Annotated in this window: 16 protein-coding genes; 12 read left to right on the top strand and 4 right to left on the bottom strand. The window is 71.7% G+C overall.

Annotated features, from left to right (window positions below; genetic code table 11):
* Nucleotides 1–420: 420 nt before the first annotated feature.
* Both ACZ4VT_RS36340 and ACZ4VT_RS36335 read right to left on the bottom strand, forming a co-directional pair.
* Complete coding sequence (locus ACZ4VT_RS36340) at nucleotides 421–639, bottom strand: hypothetical protein (protein ID WP_467955640.1); 219 nt, start codon at nucleotides 637–639, stop codon at nucleotides 421–423.
* A gap of 571 nt (nucleotides 640–1,210) precedes the next feature.
* Entirely contained in the window at nucleotides 1,211–2,848 is a 1,638-nt protein-coding gene (locus ACZ4VT_RS36335; RefSeq protein ID WP_467955639.1) for an FAD-dependent oxidoreductase, read from the bottom strand.
* A 276-nt stretch (nucleotides 2,849–3,124) separates the two neighbouring features.
* On the opposite strand from ACZ4VT_RS36335, the gene ACZ4VT_RS36330 reads away from it, so the two are divergent.
* From ACZ4VT_RS36330 to ACZ4VT_RS36285, 10 genes are all read left to right on the top strand, one after another.
* Nucleotides 3,125–4,222: a SchA/CurD-like domain-containing protein gene (locus tag ACZ4VT_RS36330; protein WP_467955638.1), complete on the top strand. Its 1,098-nt coding sequence runs from the start codon at nucleotides 3,125–3,127 to the stop codon at nucleotides 4,220–4,222.
* A gap of 122 nt (nucleotides 4,223–4,344) precedes the next feature.
* Nucleotides 4,345–4,788, top strand: coding sequence for a cupin domain-containing protein (locus ACZ4VT_RS36325; RefSeq protein WP_467955637.1), 444 nt, complete (start codon nucleotides 4,345–4,347; stop codon nucleotides 4,786–4,788).
* Entirely contained in the window at nucleotides 4,785–6,056 is a 1,272-nt protein-coding gene (locus ACZ4VT_RS36320) for a beta-ketoacyl-[acyl-carrier-protein] synthase family protein (RefSeq protein WP_467955636.1), read from the top strand. The genes ACZ4VT_RS36325 and ACZ4VT_RS36320 overlap by 4 nt, the downstream gene beginning before the upstream one ends.
* Nucleotides 6,053–7,291, top strand: coding sequence for a beta-ketoacyl synthase N-terminal-like domain-containing protein (locus ACZ4VT_RS36315; protein ID WP_467955635.1), 1,239 nt, complete (start codon nucleotides 6,053–6,055; stop codon nucleotides 7,289–7,291). The genes ACZ4VT_RS36320 and ACZ4VT_RS36315 overlap by 4 nt, the downstream gene beginning before the upstream one ends.
* Nucleotides 7,292–7,317: 26 nt before the next feature.
* On the top strand, nucleotides 7,318–7,572 hold the full coding sequence (locus tag ACZ4VT_RS36310) for an acyl carrier protein (protein WP_365479198.1): 255 nt from the start codon (nucleotides 7,318–7,320) through the stop codon (nucleotides 7,570–7,572).
* A gap of 1 nt (nucleotide 7,573) precedes the next feature.
* Entirely contained in the window at nucleotides 7,574–8,053 is a 480-nt protein-coding gene (locus tag ACZ4VT_RS36305; protein ID WP_467955634.1) for an SRPBCC family protein, read from the top strand.
* A 20-nt stretch (nucleotides 8,054–8,073) separates the two neighbouring features.
* On the top strand, nucleotides 8,074–8,415 hold the full coding sequence (locus tag ACZ4VT_RS36300) for a TcmI family type II polyketide cyclase (RefSeq protein WP_319732405.1): 342 nt from the start codon (nucleotides 8,074–8,076) through the stop codon (nucleotides 8,413–8,415).
* A gap of 184 nt (nucleotides 8,416–8,599) precedes the next feature.
* Nucleotides 8,600–9,232 (top strand): NADPH-dependent FMN reductase, encoded by a 633-nt coding sequence (locus tag ACZ4VT_RS36295; protein WP_467955644.1) that lies wholly within the window; start codon nucleotides 8,600–8,602, stop codon nucleotides 9,230–9,232.
* Between the two features lie 64 nt (nucleotides 9,233–9,296).
* A complete protein-coding gene (locus ACZ4VT_RS36290) occupies nucleotides 9,297–10,214 on the top strand; it encodes a MurR/RpiR family transcriptional regulator (RefSeq protein ID WP_467955633.1) in 918 nt (305 codons plus the stop codon).
* Nucleotides 10,215–10,548: 334 nt separating this feature from the next.
* A complete protein-coding gene (locus ACZ4VT_RS36285; protein ID WP_362813803.1) occupies nucleotides 10,549–10,935 on the top strand; it encodes a hypothetical protein in 387 nt (128 codons plus the stop codon).
* Between the two features lie 15 nt (nucleotides 10,936–10,950).
* Here the strand turns inward: ACZ4VT_RS36285 and ACZ4VT_RS36280 are convergent, their stop codons facing one another.
* Together ACZ4VT_RS36280 and ACZ4VT_RS36275 are read right to left on the bottom strand one after the other, a co-directional pair.
* Nucleotides 10,951–11,325, bottom strand: a complete 375-nt coding sequence (locus ACZ4VT_RS36280) for a hypothetical protein (protein WP_030723419.1) — start codon at nucleotides 11,323–11,325, stop codon at nucleotides 10,951–10,953.
* 67 nt (nucleotides 11,326–11,392) lie between these two features.
* Nucleotides 11,393–12,235: a S1 family peptidase gene (locus ACZ4VT_RS36275; RefSeq protein WP_467955632.1), complete on the bottom strand. Its 843-nt coding sequence runs from the start codon at nucleotides 12,233–12,235 to the stop codon at nucleotides 11,393–11,395.
* A gap of 207 nt (nucleotides 12,236–12,442) precedes the next feature.
* Between ACZ4VT_RS36275 and ACZ4VT_RS36270 the strand changes: the two genes are divergently transcribed.
* The gene (locus ACZ4VT_RS36270; RefSeq protein ID WP_467955631.1) at nucleotides 12,443–12,952 is read left to right on the top strand and encodes a hypothetical protein; all 510 of its coding nucleotides are present in this window, start codon (nucleotides 12,443–12,445) and stop codon (nucleotides 12,950–12,952) included.
* Between the two features lie 44 nt (nucleotides 12,953–12,996).
* Nucleotides 12,997–13,245, top strand: coding sequence for a hypothetical protein (locus ACZ4VT_RS36265; RefSeq protein WP_467955630.1), 249 nt, complete (start codon nucleotides 12,997–12,999; stop codon nucleotides 13,243–13,245).
* The last annotated feature ends 524 nt before the right edge of the window (nucleotides 13,246–13,769 follow it).

Here is a 13,769-nt window from a genome sequence, read left to right as displayed (position 1 = left end):
CGTCCAAAAACCCAGAGGAACCCCGCGGAGGGGGGGGGGGGAGGGGGGGGGTGGGGGGGCCCCCCCCCCCCCCCCCCCCCCCCCCGCGACCACGGCGATCGTGCTGAGCGCGGCCAGGACGGCCCGCCGGACCGTCGGTCGTGTCCTGCCGGATATCTCACGCATGGGTGCCCTCTCTGAAGCGCGGTGAGGCGCGGTGCGGGGGAAGAGTCGGGACCACCGTTCTGAGAGCGCTCTCAGAACGGCGCCGCTGGACACTGTGGCTCCCCGCGCTCGCGGCCGTCAAGAGATTGAACCGGGAAAGCCCTTACGTGCAGCGGGAGTTCAAAGAGTGAACGCACGCACCGCGGACGCCTCCCACGAGGCCGCCGGCAGCGCCGCGGCGGACGGAGATCACCCGTGCGGCCCAACCCGCCCCGCTCAGAAGGCCGGACCGATCACTTCCTCCGCTCCCGGCAGGTCGTGGACGTCGACCGCCGTCCCGGTCAGGGGCAACAGCCCGGCCAGCGGGCACTCCCCGGGCATCTCGTGGTCGACCTCCCACTGGCCGGCGGTGTTCCCGCCGGAGTGGTCCGTGATGCAGACGGCGTACAGCCGGCCGGCGCAGCCCCGGCACAACAGGGGCCCGTGGCCGGTCACGACAGGCCCCGCGGCGTCAACGCCCCCGAACAGCACGTCCTCGGACCGCACGCCCCCGGAGTGCCGGGTCCGCCGCGCGCTTGTAGCGTCGGTCGCGACAGGAGTCCTGGTGACCCGACAGGAGTCCGCCGGCCGGTTCGCACACGCGGAACACGTCCCGTCAGCGCACCGAGCCACCCGTGTGCCGCCCGTGTCGGCGCCGATCCGGTCCGCCCCTCGTGCCGCGGCCGGGCGCACGCGCAGCCCCCGTGAGAGAGGCCGTGCCGATGTCGAACGATGTCCCGATAGCGAGCCTGCTGCGTGTGGAGAGGGGCGTTGCCGCCCCGGAGGAACTGGCCGCGCTCGCGGTCGTCATCGCGTGTTACGCGCACCGGAACTCCCTTGACCGTGACCGTGGCCGGGGCGGAGACCGGGCCCGAGCTCGCGGTGCTGCGGGCGGCGGCGTCGGCTCCGAAGCCGGCCGACGCCGTACCGCCCGGCCCGACCCCGGTTGCTGGGCGGGCTGCTGGGCCTGCCGCTGAACCCCTTCCGCCAGCCGCGTGCACGGCCGGCGGAAGGGGGGACGAGGTGGTCACGCCCGGCGCAGCACCGTCGAGAGGACCTCGTGCAGCGTCGCGCGGGGGTCGGCGACCGCGCCCTCCGAGCGCCAGGCCACGAACCCGTCCGGCCGTACGAGCACGGCGCCCTCGGCGCTCATCGCGTGGACCTCGCTCCAGTCGGAGCCGCCGCCGTCCTGGACCAGGTCGGCCGACGGACCGGAGCCGATGGTGTAGGCGTCCAGCCGCACCGGGAGCTGCCCGGCCACCTGCTCCGCGGCCGCCCGCCACGGCGAGCCGACGCCGCTGAGCAGCACGAAGGAGCGCTCGTAGAGGTCCAGGGTGGAGATCCGTTCACCCGCCCGGGTCAGCCACATGTGCGGGGCCCGGGTCCCGGTGTCGCCGACCATGTGCAACGTCTCGGGGATGACGGGCCGGCCGGGCTCGCCGCCGACGAGCGCGCCGCTCGGGTAGCAGTAGCCCATGGCCGTGGTGAGCACCCCGCTGCCCGGCCCGCCGCCCATGGTGGGCGGGGGGGCGTACCCGGGGTGGCTGTGTTCCGCCGAACGGGCCGAGGCCCGCTCGCTGGTGGCCTTGGCCACCGGCAGCCGCTCGGCCTCGTAGGTCTCGAGCAGCCCCATGCCGGCCGATCCGTCCAGCACCGCGGCGATCTTCCACGCCAGGTTGTGCGCGTCCTGGATGCCCGTGTTGGAGCCGAAGGCCCCGGTGGGGGACATCTCGTGGGCCGCGTCCCCGGCGAGGAACACCCGGCCGGACGAGTACCGCTCGGCCACCCGTTCGGCCGCATGCCACGGCGCCTTGCCGCCGATCTCCACGTCCAGGTCGGGTACGCCGATCGCGTCGCGGATCTGGTCCACGCACCGCTCGTCGGTGAAGTCCTCCAGGGTCTCGCCGTGCTCCGGGTGCCACGGGGCGTGGAAGACCCACTGCGTCTGGTTGTCCACCGGCAGCAGGGCCCCGTCGGCCCCCGGGCGCATCAGGTAGCAGACGATGAACCGCAGGTCGCCCAGCACCTGGACGAGCCGCTCCGAGCGGAAGGTGACGCTGACGTTGTGGAACAGCTCCCCGTTACCCGTCTGGGGGATCCGCAACTGCTCTCTGACGGGACTGCGCGGCCCGTCCGCCGCGATCAGGAAGTCCGCGCGCACCGTGCTGTGCTCGCCCGTCAACCGGTCCTTCACCACGGCGTTCACTCCGGTGGCGTCCTGGTCGAAGCTCATCAGTTCGGTGGAGAACCGCACGTCCGCGCCCTGCGCGCGGCTCTGCGCGGCCAGCACCGGCTCGATGTTGTTCTGGCTGCACAGGCACCAGCCGGTCGGGCTGAAACGGGCGATCGCCCCCGACGGATCGATCGACTTGATCAGCCAGTTGTGGTCGCTGCGGTCGGTCAGTGACCGGGCCTGCAGAATGCCCTGAATGCCCTCCAGTACGGACGCCGCCTGGCGGATCGCGCGCTCCGCCCCTGCCGTGCGGAACAGCTCCATCGTCCGGGCGTTGATGCCGCGGCCTCGCGGGTGCGGGGACGTACCGGAGTGCTTCTCGACGAGCAGGTGCCTCACTCCGTGGCGGCTCAGGAAAAGCGAGGTGGACAGGCCCACGAGGGAGCCGCCCACGACGAGAACCGGTACGCGAACATCGGCGTTGTCTTCCATCAGCTGCGGGCTCCTGTTTTCTGTGTGGGGGAGTGGAGTCTTTATGCCCCCGATCCGGGATCAGGCCCAGTTGATTCGCCGGTTGTCACCCGCTTGATCCGGACATGTAGCGGTACGTCGCCGCCCGGATGACGATGAGCGACAGCGGCTCCCCCTGAGACGCGCCGGCCTGCCCGTTCCCCATGGAGGCGGCCGCCGGCCCGGGCGGACGCCACCGGTGACGGACGAGGGGTCCGTACGCGATGGATCTCCACCCCCTCATGAAGGAGTGAGTAGATGACAACCACCCTGTCCGAACGGGTGTCGCAGTCAGCCTTCGACGGCTCCATGCTCCGGGTCGTCCTGCTGATGGATCTCCACGAGGGGACCCAGCAGCAGTTCTTCGAGGCGTACGAACAGCTCCGCCACGACATCGCGTCGGTCCCGGGCCACATCAGCGACCAGCTGTGCCAATCCTTCGAGGACCCCTCGCAGTGGCTCATCACCAGTGAGTGGGAGAGCGCCCCGCAGTACCTCGCATGGGTCAACAGCGAGCACCACGCCGAACAGGTGAAGCCGCTGGGCGCGTGCGCGCGCAACATGCGCCCGCTCAAGTTCACCGTTCTGCGGGAGACCGGCCGCGGCTACGACCAGGCGGCCCGCCCGACCACGGCGCGCCTGCAGACCACACCCCGGCTGGGCGCCGGAATCGTGCGCCACGCCCTCACGTTCACCGTCAAGCCGGGCAGCGAGAAGGAGGTCGCGGCCATCCTCTCCAGCTACGCCTCCCCGGCCGCCCGCGTCGACGCCCACACCCGCCTGTGCCGCACCTCGCTCTTCATGCACGGCAACCGGGTGGTACGCACGGTGGAGGTCCAGGGCGACCTGGTCACGGCCCTGCGCCACGTCTCGGAGCAGCCCGAGGTACGCGCCGTGGAGGAGGCGATCAACCCCTACCTCGAACAGGACCGGAACCTGAACGACCCGGAATCCGCGCGCATGTTCTTCATGCGGGCCGCGCTCCCGGCGGTCCACCACATCGCCGCCACCGAGTCCGACCCCGCCGACGTGCAGCGGCACGCGCTGTTCTACCCGGCCAAGCCCGGCTGCGGCGCGGCGCTCGCCAAGTTCCTCGCCCGGCAGGACGAGGCGGCGGCGCACCGCCCCGAGAGCCCCGTACGGAGCAGCAGCATCTTCCAGCGTGACGACATCGTCGTCCGTCTCATCGACGTGCGCGGCCCGCTCGACGCCCAGCCCGACATCGCCTTCGGCGTCTCGGGCCCGCGCAAGGCGGCCGTGCTCGCCCGTCTGACGGCCGCGCCCGGCGGGCGCGTTCGCCCCGCGCACCACACCATGAACCTGATCACCGACCGCCGGGCACCCGCGCAGTCCTGATCGCCGCCGGGGAATCCATCCGGAGCACCACCCCACCCCACCCCTCCCCATCCCTCGGTCCACCCCCTGCCTCGACCCCCATCCCCGTCCAGGCTCTCCCCACACGCCAGGAGGAACCCGCCATGACCAGACAGCGCCCACGCATCGTGGACCTCAGCGAGACGCCGCCCAACCGCCGGCGCGGCGGCGATCTGAGGGCCGTGCTCACCCCGACGTCGGTGGGCTCCACCAGCGGTTTCATGGGCATGGCGATCATGGCCCCCGGGGAATCCATCGCCGAGCACTACCACCCGTACTCCGAGGAGTTCGTGTACGTGGTCGCCGGCCGGCTGGAGGTCGACCTCGACGGCGAGGCCCACCCGCTGCGCACCGACCAGGGCCTGCTCGTCCCCCTCAACGTGCGCCACCGCTTCCGCAACGTCGGGGACGTCGAGGCGCGCATGGTCTTCCACCTCGGACCGCTCGCCCCGCGCCCCGAACTGGGCCACGTCGACACCGAAGAGGCCCCGCACCCGGCCGGCACCGCCTGGGAGCAGCCTCCGGACCGAACGGGGGCGGTCTCGTGACCCGCCGGCGGGTGGCCGTCACCGGAGTCGGCGTCGTCGCGCCCGGCGGGATCGGCGTCCGCGACTTCTGGGACCTGCTGTCCAACGGCCGGACGGCGACGCGGGGCATCAGCCTTTTCGACCCGACGGGGTTCCGCTCCCGGATAGCCGCCGAGGTCGACTTCGACCCCGCCGCGCACGGCCTCGGCGAGGGCGAAGCGGCCCGGGCGGACCGGTACATCCAGTTCGCCCTGGTCGCCGCCCGTGAGGCCGTACGCGACGCGGCACTCGACCTCGACGCGGACGAGGCCTGGCGGACCGGCGTCTCCCTCGGCACGGCCGTCGGAGGCACCACCCGTCTGGAGCACGACTACGTGGCCGTGAGCCAGTCCGGCTCCTGGTGGGACGTGGACCACAAACTGGCCGGCCCGTACCTGCACCGCGCGTTCACCCCCGCCACCCTCGCCTCCGCCGTGGCGGAGGAGGTCGGGGCGCGGGGCCCGGTGCAGACGGTCTCCACCGGCTGCACCTCGGGACTCGACGCCATCGGGTACGCCGTCCACTCCATCGCGGAGGGCCGGATGGACGTCTGCATCGCAGGCGCCTCCGACTCACCCATATCGCCCATCACCGTGGCCTGTTTCGACGCCATCAAGGCCACCTCGCCGAACAACGACGACCCGGCCCACGCCTCCCGGCCGTTCGACGCCGACCGGGACGGGTTCGTCCTCGGCGAGGGCGGCGCCGTCCTCGTACTCGAAGAGCTGGAACACGCCCGCGCCCGCGGTGCGACCGTCTACTGCGAGATCGGCGGCTACGCCACCTTCGGCAACGCCCACCACATGACCGGCCTGACCGCCGAGGGCCTGGAGATGGCCCGGGCCATCGAAACCGCCCTGGCCCAGGCCGGAGTCGGCGCCGACCAGATCGACTACGTCAACGCGCACGGCTCCGGGACCAAGCAGAACGACCGCCACGAGACCGCGGCGGTCAAGCGGGTCCTCGGCGACCACGCCTACAAGACGCCGATGACCTCCATCAAATCCATGGTGGGTCACTCCCTCGGCGCCATCGGCGCCATCGAACTCGCGGCCTGCGTACTCGCCATGGTCCACCAGGTGGTGCCGCCGACCGCGAACTACGAGACGCCCGACCCCGAGTGCGACCTGGACTACGTGCCCAAGGTCGCCCGCGGCCGGAAACTGCGCAACGTGCTCTCCGTGGGCAGCGGCTTCGGCGGCTTCCAGTCCGCCGTCGTCATGACCCGGCCGAAGGAGGAGGTCTCGTGACCAGCCGTACGGTCATCACGGGCATCGGGGTCATCGCCCCCAACGGCGTGGGCGCGAGCGCCTTCTGGAAGGCGACCCAGTCCGGAATCAGCGTGCTGGACCGCGTCACCCGGGCCGGGTGCGAGCACCTGCCACTGCGCGTCGCGGGCGAGGTCAGGGGCTTCGACCCCGGCGCCATGATCGAGGACCGCTTCCTCGTCCAGACCGACCGCTTCACCCACCACGCCCTGGCCGCCGCCGATCTCGCCCTGGAGGACGCCCGGCTCGGCCGGGCCGACTACGAGGGCGACCCCTTCTCCGTCGGCGTCGTCACCGCCGCCGGCTCCGGCGGCGGTGAGTTCGGCCAGCGCGAGCTCCAGCACCTCTGGGAACAGGGGCCGCGCTTCGTGGGCCCCTACCAGTCGATCGCCTGGTTCTACGCCGCCAGCACCGGCCAGATCTCCATCCGCCGCGGGCTGAAGGGCCCCTGCGGGGTCGTGTGCAGCGACGAGGCGGGCGGGCTGGACGCCTTCGCGCACGCCGTCCGCGCGATCCGCCAGGGCAGCCGGGCCATGCTGGTCGGGGCGACGGAGGCGCCCCTCGCGCCGTACTCCATCGTCTGCCAGCTGGAGTACGAGGGACTGAGCACCTCGGACGACCCCGAGCGCGCCTACCGTCCGTTCACCGACAAGGCCTGCGGATTCGTCCCCGCCGAGGGCGGCGCGATGTTCGTCGTCGAGGACGAGGAGCAGGCCGGCCGCCGCGGCGCCACGGTCCGCGCCGTCCTGGCCGGCCACGCCGCGACCTTCACCGGCACCCAGCGGCGGGACGCCGCCGGGGAGGGACTCGCCCACGCCATCCGGGGCGCGCTCCGGGAGGCCGACTGCGCGCCGGAGGAGGTCGACGTGGTCTTCGCCGACGCCCTGGGAACCCCGGAGGCGGACGCGGCCGAGGCCGCCGCCCTCACCGCCGCCCTCGGCGCGTACGGACGGAAGGTGCCGGTCACGGCGCCCAAGTCCGGTACGGGCAGGGCGTACTGCGCCGCCCCCGCCCTCGACACCGCGGCCGCGGTCCTGGCCCTGGAGCACGGTGTCGTGCCGCCGACCCCGAACGTCTACGACGTGTGCCACGACCTCGACGTGGTCACCGGCAGCGCCCGCCCCGCGGAGCTGCGCACCGCGCTCGTGCTGAGCCGCGGCCGGATGGGGTCCAACTCCGCGCTCGTCCTGCGCAAGGGCGCGTCGGCGAACGAGTAGCTCCCTCGTAGGAAGAGAGAACCCAGATGTCCGACCGACTGACCCTGGAGGAGCTGGCGGTGCTGATGAAGACCGCCGGAATCACCGTCGATCCCGCCGAGATGGCACGCCGTCCGGACTCCGCCTTCGACGAGTACGGCCTCGATTCGCTGGGCCTGCTCGGCATCGTCGGCGAACTGGAGAACCGGCGCGGGCGGGCCCTGCCCACCGACGCCGACCGCTGCAAGACCCCCGGGGAATTCCTCGACCTCGTCAACAACAGCCTGATGACCGGAGCCTGACATGCCAGGACACACCGAGAACGAGATCACCGTCAACGCGCCCGTGGACGTCGTGTGGGAGATGACCAACGACCTCCCGAACTGGCCGCAGCTGTTCAGCGAGTACGCCTCGCTGGAGATCCTCGGCCAGGAGGGCGACACCACCCGGTTCCGCCTGACCATGCACCCCGACGAGAACGGCAAGGTCTGGAGCTGGGTCTCGGAGCGGACCGTCGACCGCAAGGGCCTCACGGTCCGGGCCCGGCGCGTGGAAACGGGCCCCTTCGCCCACATGGACATCCACTGGCAGTACTTCAAGGTGCCCGGCGGCACCCGGATGAAGTGGACCCAGGACTTCGCGATGAAGCCGGACGCGCCGGTCGACGACGCGTGGATGACCGACAACATCAACCGCAACTCCCCGATCCAGATGGCCCTCATCCGGGACAAGATCGAGCAGCGCGAGCGCGAGAACCGCACGCCCGCCGTCAGCCGTCTCTGAAACGAAAGGCAGGCACCCGGATGAACCAGCCGCACCGCGCCCTCATCGTCGCCCGCATGGCACCGGGGTCGGCGCCCGACATCGCCGAGCTCTTCGCGGGCTCCGACGCGGGCGAACTGCCGCACCTCGTAGGGGTCACGCGCCGCAGCCTCTTCCAGTTCGGCGACGTGTACCTGCACCTGATCGAGTCGGACCGGCCGCCGGGCCCGGCCATCGCGAAGGTCACCGACCACCCCGAGTTCCGGGACCTCAGCGACCGGCTCACGGCCTACATCAGCCCGCACAACCCGGAGACCTGGCGCAGTCCGAAGGACGCGATGGCCCACGAGTTCTACCGCTGGGAGAACCCCGGCGCGAAGTGACCCGGCGGCCCGGACGGGACCCGCACACCGGTGTGTGCGGGTCCCGCCGCGCGTGGCCCGTCCACGAGTCCGTTCCGGCGTCCGGAGCGGCCGACAGCAGGGAGACGGCATGAACCCGACCGACACCGACCACTTCCCGGCGGACCCGGCCCGCCCGCACGAGGACGTGTTCTCCCGTTCCTCCCTGCGGGTGCTCGTCCTGTCCGGGTCCTCGCGCACCGGCTCGGTCAACGCCCGGCTCGCGTCCCTCGTCGCCGCCCTGGTCGCCAGGGCCGGCGCCGTCGCGGACGCCGCCACGCTCGCCGACTTCCCCATGCCGCTGTACGACGGCGACGCGGAGGCCGACGAGGGCGTGCCGCAGGGCGCACTGGCCATGTGCGAGCGGCTGGAGGCCGCGCAGGCGCTGGTGATCGCCTCGCCCGAGTACAACGCCTCTCTCCCGGGCGCGCTGAAGAACGCCGTCGACTGGGCCTCGCGCCGCCGCCCGCAGCCCTTCAAGGACAAGCAGACCCTGCTCGTCTCGGCCTCGCCGTCGCTGGTCGGCGGCAACCGCGGACTGTGGGCCCTGCGGGTCCCGCTGGAGCACCTCGGAGCCCGCGTCTACCCCGACATGTTCAGTCTGGCCAATGCCCACCACGCGTTCTCCGAGAACGGCGCCCTCACCGACCGGGGCCTCGCCGAGCGGCTGACCTCGACGATCGACTCCTTCCTCGCCCTCACCGAGGCGGACACCCGCTACGTGCACCTGCGGCACTGCTGGTACGAGTTCCTCGGTGACCGCACCGACGCCCCCGTCACCGCCCGGGCCGAGGACTGATCATCAACGACCACGGGGCGTGAGCTATGTTGGAACGCGAGTGACGTGAGAAGGAGGCCCTCCGGTGTCATCGGGGCAGCAGGCACGCGCGCAGGCGGCCGCGATCAAGCCGAGCGGCCAGTCGTCGGAAGAGGTCCGTCCCCCGGCCGACCGACTGCTCGCCCTGTTCGACGGCCGGCGGCTCTCGCCGGGCCAGCGCCGCATCGCCCAGTACCTGATCGACCACCTCACCGAGGCCGCCTTCCTGTCGATCACCGAGCTCGCCGAGCGGGTGGGCGTGAGCCAGCCCTCCGTGACCCGCTTCGCCTCCTCCCTCGGCTTCAGCGGCTACCCCGCCCTGCGCGACGTGCTCCAGCCGATCGCGCTGAGCGCGGTCGCCGGTGCCCCGGACACCCGCGAGCAGATCCGCCGCAACGAACTCCAGGCGGCCGTGGACACCGAGATCGAGAACCTGGAGAACGTGCGCCGGCTGCTCGCCGACACCAACCAGGTGCTGGACATCGGCCGCGAGCTGGCCGGCTCGGTGCCGCTGACCGTCCTCGGGCTGCGCATCTCGGTCTCCCTGGCGGAGTACTTCGCGTACGCGGCCCGGCGCATCCACCCCGACGTCCGGCTGGTGACCCGCGGCGGCAGCGTCGCCTTCGACGCGCTGCTCCAGTCCAGGGCGGCCGGCGGCACCTGGGTCCTCGCCTTCGCCATGCCGCGGCACGCCAAGGAGACCCTGGCAGCCATCCGGGCCGCCCGCAGTACGGGGCTGCGCGTGGTCCTGATCACGGACCCCACCCTGGGGCCGCTGGTGGACGAGGCGGACGTGGCCCTCACGGCGGGAACCGGCTCCCGCCTGGTCTTCGACTCGTACGCGGCGCCCGGCATGCTCTCCGCGGCCCTGCTCCAGTCGATGGCCGACGCGGATCCCGAGCGGACACAGGCGCGCCTGGAGGACTACGAGCAGGTCGCCCACCACCACGGCTTCTTCCTGTAGGGCGGTTCGCGCCGGTTTGGGTGCCTCCTCGCCCGCTCCACCAGGGGATATTCAGCCTTCGATGTGCATGAAATTTTTCATACTCTTGCTTACTCGACGGTATATATGTTTACTGACGACGGCGCTCCGGATCCACCAGATGCCAAGGAGGACGACCCCACGTCCTCCCGACCGCACGCACGGCACGGCGAACCTCCTCACGTCGAGGCCGCGCGGTCGAGTCCAGGCTTTCGGATCCCGCAGAGCGCCCATGGCGGCCTCGGTCAACCCCTGGGCCGAGGCCGCCCCCAGAACGTCTCGATCAGAGCTTCGACACCATTCGGAAGTGACGAGAATGCCCCAGACGGCCACGTTTACGCTCAGCCCGGACTGGCCCTTGCAGGTCAAGGCGCCCGGAACGCACGACTGGGAGCGCACGGCCACGCGCTGGCTGCGGGACCTGCTTCCGGCCCGCTACGGCGGCTACCTCACGCTCACCCGCCACCACGCGCTCCTCGCCCGCCACGTCCAGCTCCAGCTGCAGCACGAGATGCGCGCCGTGCGGGCCGCCCTGCAGACCAGCCGGGCCGAGCTGCCCACGATGGGCATAGCCGAGACGGTCATCGAGAACTCGATCAGGATGTACGCCCTGGAGCTCGAGCAGCTGGGCCGGCTCGCCCGCGGCGCTCGCCTGGTCTCCGACGCGCTCCTCGTGGGCACGCCCGCCCAGCGCAGGCGCTGACGGCCCGGCCCGGGGTTACGCGGGCTGCCAGGACCGCAGCCGCGCCGCCACGTCGTAGACGCTCACGCGGAGCATGCGGATGTCGGTGATCAGGTCGCGCCACTGCTCGTAGGAGGCCTCCACGGCTTCGCCGGAGGCCTCGATGTACGCGACGGCGACCCCGTAGGCGAAGTACTCGTTGGAATCGGGCAGCGGCCGGAGCAGGACGATCGCGTCGAGCAGGGCCGCCGCGCGCCAGTAGGCGTCGGGGTCGTCCACTTCCAGACTGGGCGTGTTCACCCGGTGCCGGGCGACGGCCGCGACCAGGGCGGAGTGGTCGGCCACCTCCACGTCCTTGAACAGCGCCTCCTGCCGCTCCAGCAGCCAGCGGTGATCGATGTGCAGTTCCACGCGTCCGAGTATCCCCGCCCGGAGCCCGGCCGTGGGGCTTTTCGGGACGGGCGGGGATGGACCGCGGCTACGGCTTCGGCAGCAGACAGCCGGGGCGGTTCAGGTCGATCTTGTTGCCGGGGGCTATGCAGGGGACGATGATGTACGTCTCCTGGGCGTAGTTGATGCCCTGGCGCACGGTCACGTTGCCGTTCTGGTCGACCTCGCACGGGTTGTTCACGGTGCAGCGTCCGCCGTCCTCATTGCCCGTGTTGTTGACGGCGACGACCTTGCCGGTCGTGGTGTCGATGACCGGCGAGCCGGAGGTGCCGCCGATCGTGTTGCACGACGAGGTGTAACGGACCGAGTCCTTCCAGGTCCAGTCGCCCTCCTTGAGGCGGTAGGCGAAGCCGTCCACGTTGCAGCTGTAGATCCGCTTCCAGTAGCCGGAGACCACCTTGATCGCCGAACCCTGCGCCGGGCGCACGTCGTTCAGGGTCAGCGCGGAGATGCCGTACTGGCTCTGGATCTGGGCGTAGGTCTTGGTGAGCTGGTAGATCGAGACGTCCGTGTCGGTCATCGTCCCGTACGCGATCTTGCTGGCCCGCAGGGTCGCGACCTTCGAGCCCGAGGCGTTGAGCAGCGAGAAGGAGCGCGAGGACGGCCGGTCCTTGACGACCTCGCCGGCGGCCGGGAAACCGGTCTCCAGGCAGTGCCCGTTGGACAGTACGAGCGCGGGGTCGTTCGGCTGGGAGGCGGGCGCGCGGACGACGGAGCCGGAACAGTTGCTGAGTGCCACGGTGCCGGCGTAGTCGACGGCGACGGCGGGCGCCGCGGGCGCGGCCTGGGTGTTCGGCGCGGCGACGGCCGGGGCGACCGCTGCTCCCGTCAGGAGCAGCGAGAGTAAGGCACCGGCGAGAGGCTTCTTCATGTGGGGGTTCCCCTCTGATGACAATGCGACCGAAGATCCTTCGGTTGTCATGTGCATTGTTGAGACACTGGCCCCAAGTCACAAGAGGGCACGGCGAGTTGGAGCCAGGGCTGGGGGAGGGGCCCCGGGCGGCCCCGGAGGCTCCCGGATCTGACCGCCGCACGGGTGTTCCGCAGCGGACGCTTTGCCTCCTACGGTCTGTGCACCATGGGTTCCGGATCGGGAGGCAGCGTGAAGCGCGAGATCGACATCGACCAGCTGGTGACGGCGATGAAGGCGGTCGACGAGGCGGGGCGGCTCTTCGAGGAGGCGCACGCCGTGTACGAGGCGCGCGGCCTCAAGCGCAACAGCGACGACTTCAAGGTCGCGGGCGGCTCCGTCCAGACACTGCAGGGCGCCGAGGAGATGGCCCTCGGGACCCGCAGGTTCCTCACCGAGCTGGCGCTGGTCGTCGGCTACGCGACCGCCGGCTTCGAGGAACGCGTGGGCGGGAGATCGGCGACGGCCCGTACCGGCTTCTCCGGCATCTCCGGCGGCGGCGCCCGGATGGCCCGCCCGCTGCTCGACCCGACCCTGCGGGGACTGCGGCTCCTGCTGTCCGTCGACTTCTTCGAGCCCGTCTTCAAGGCCGAGATCGAAGAGGTCCTCTCGGCCGAAAAGGCCACCTATCCCGATCCCTCGATGTTCCGCATCCCGGCGGTCGGCCGTACGCCCTGACCCCCCGGGGTGCCGGGCCGCGCCCTGGGGGCGAGGCTGGAGGTATGCGTCATGCGCCCGTCGTCGTACACCGGATCTTCCCGTCGGGAGGCCGGCAGGTGACCCTGCGGACCGCGAGCGGAGAGCAGTCCCTCGGGCTGGCCCACTCGGACGAGGACGTCATCGAGTTCCTGCGGCGGGCCGGCATGCCGGACCCCGACGACGTGGTCCTCGGCGGCACCGAGCTGGTGGAGTGGGACGCGGACACCCCGCACGTGTACGAGGCCGACCCACCCACCGATGACCTCCCGTGACGGGCCCGCAGCCCCGCGCGGTACGGCGCAGCCGAAGGACGCAGGGGCCGGAGTGGTGCGGCGCCGCTGCCGTGGCTCCGCCCCGCGCCTCAAACGCCGGCGAGGCTGGATTTGGTGCGGCGCGGCTTGATGGAGTGGCGGAGGGCGTGGTGCGGCAAGGCCGAACGGTGCGGCTCAAAGACCGGGGCTCCGCCCCACACCCCGCGCCTCAAACGCCGGCGGGGCTGGATTTGGTGCGGCGTGCTGAAGTAGTGCGGCGAGGCTGGACGGAGTGGCGGAGGCCGTGGTGCGGCAAGGCTGAACGGTGCGGCTCAAAGATCGGGGCTCCGCCCCGGACCCCGCGCCTCAAACGCCGGCGAGGCTGGAGTTGTGCGGCGGAGGCTGAATAGGGTGCGGCGGGGCTGAATAGGTGCGGCAAGGTCGCAGGTTCTGGGGTAGCAGCCGGGCCGGTTGGGACGGGGTCGGGTGTGTGTCGGGGTGTCCCCGCAGGGCGCCGAACACAACAAGGCTCCGCTCTCCGACCC

It is taken from the genome of Streptomyces sp. NPDC029164 (genome assembly GCF_055563995.1).
Note: the sequence above shows the minus strand (reverse complement) of the source record. Positions and strands in the feature narration are given on the sequence as shown.

Excerpts from the sequence above, each read along its gene's own strand:
- ACZ4VT_RS36300 (WP_319732405.1), top strand. The coding sequence starts at position 8,074 with ATGAACCAGCCGCACCGCGCCCTCATCGTCGCCCGCATGGCACCGGGG.
- ACZ4VT_RS36335 (WP_467955639.1), bottom strand. The coding sequence starts at position 2,848 with ATGGAAGACAACGCCGATGTTCGCGTACCGGTTCTCGTCGTGGGCGGC.
- ACZ4VT_RS36310 (WP_365479198.1), top strand. The coding sequence starts at position 7,318 with ATGTCCGACCGACTGACCCTGGAGGAGCTGGCGGTGCTGATGAAGACC.
- ACZ4VT_RS36330 (WP_467955638.1), top strand. The coding sequence starts at position 3,125 with ATGACAACCACCCTGTCCGAACGGGTGTCGCAGTCAGCCTTCGACGGC.
- ACZ4VT_RS36265 (WP_467955630.1), top strand. The coding sequence starts at position 12,997 with ATGCGTCATGCGCCCGTCGTCGTACACCGGATCTTCCCGTCGGGAGGC.
- ACZ4VT_RS36275 (WP_467955632.1), bottom strand. The coding sequence starts at position 12,235 with ATGAAGAAGCCTCTCGCCGGTGCCTTACTCTCGCTGCTCCTGACGGGA.
- ACZ4VT_RS36325 (WP_467955637.1), top strand. The coding sequence starts at position 4,345 with ATGACCAGACAGCGCCCACGCATCGTGGACCTCAGCGAGACGCCGCCC.
- ACZ4VT_RS36270 (WP_467955631.1), top strand. The coding sequence starts at position 12,443 with ATGGGTTCCGGATCGGGAGGCAGCGTGAAGCGCGAGATCGACATCGAC.
- ACZ4VT_RS36285 (WP_362813803.1), top strand. The coding sequence starts at position 10,549 with ATGCCCCAGACGGCCACGTTTACGCTCAGCCCGGACTGGCCCTTGCAG.
- ACZ4VT_RS36305 (WP_467955634.1), top strand. The coding sequence starts at position 7,574 with ATGCCAGGACACACCGAGAACGAGATCACCGTCAACGCGCCCGTGGAC.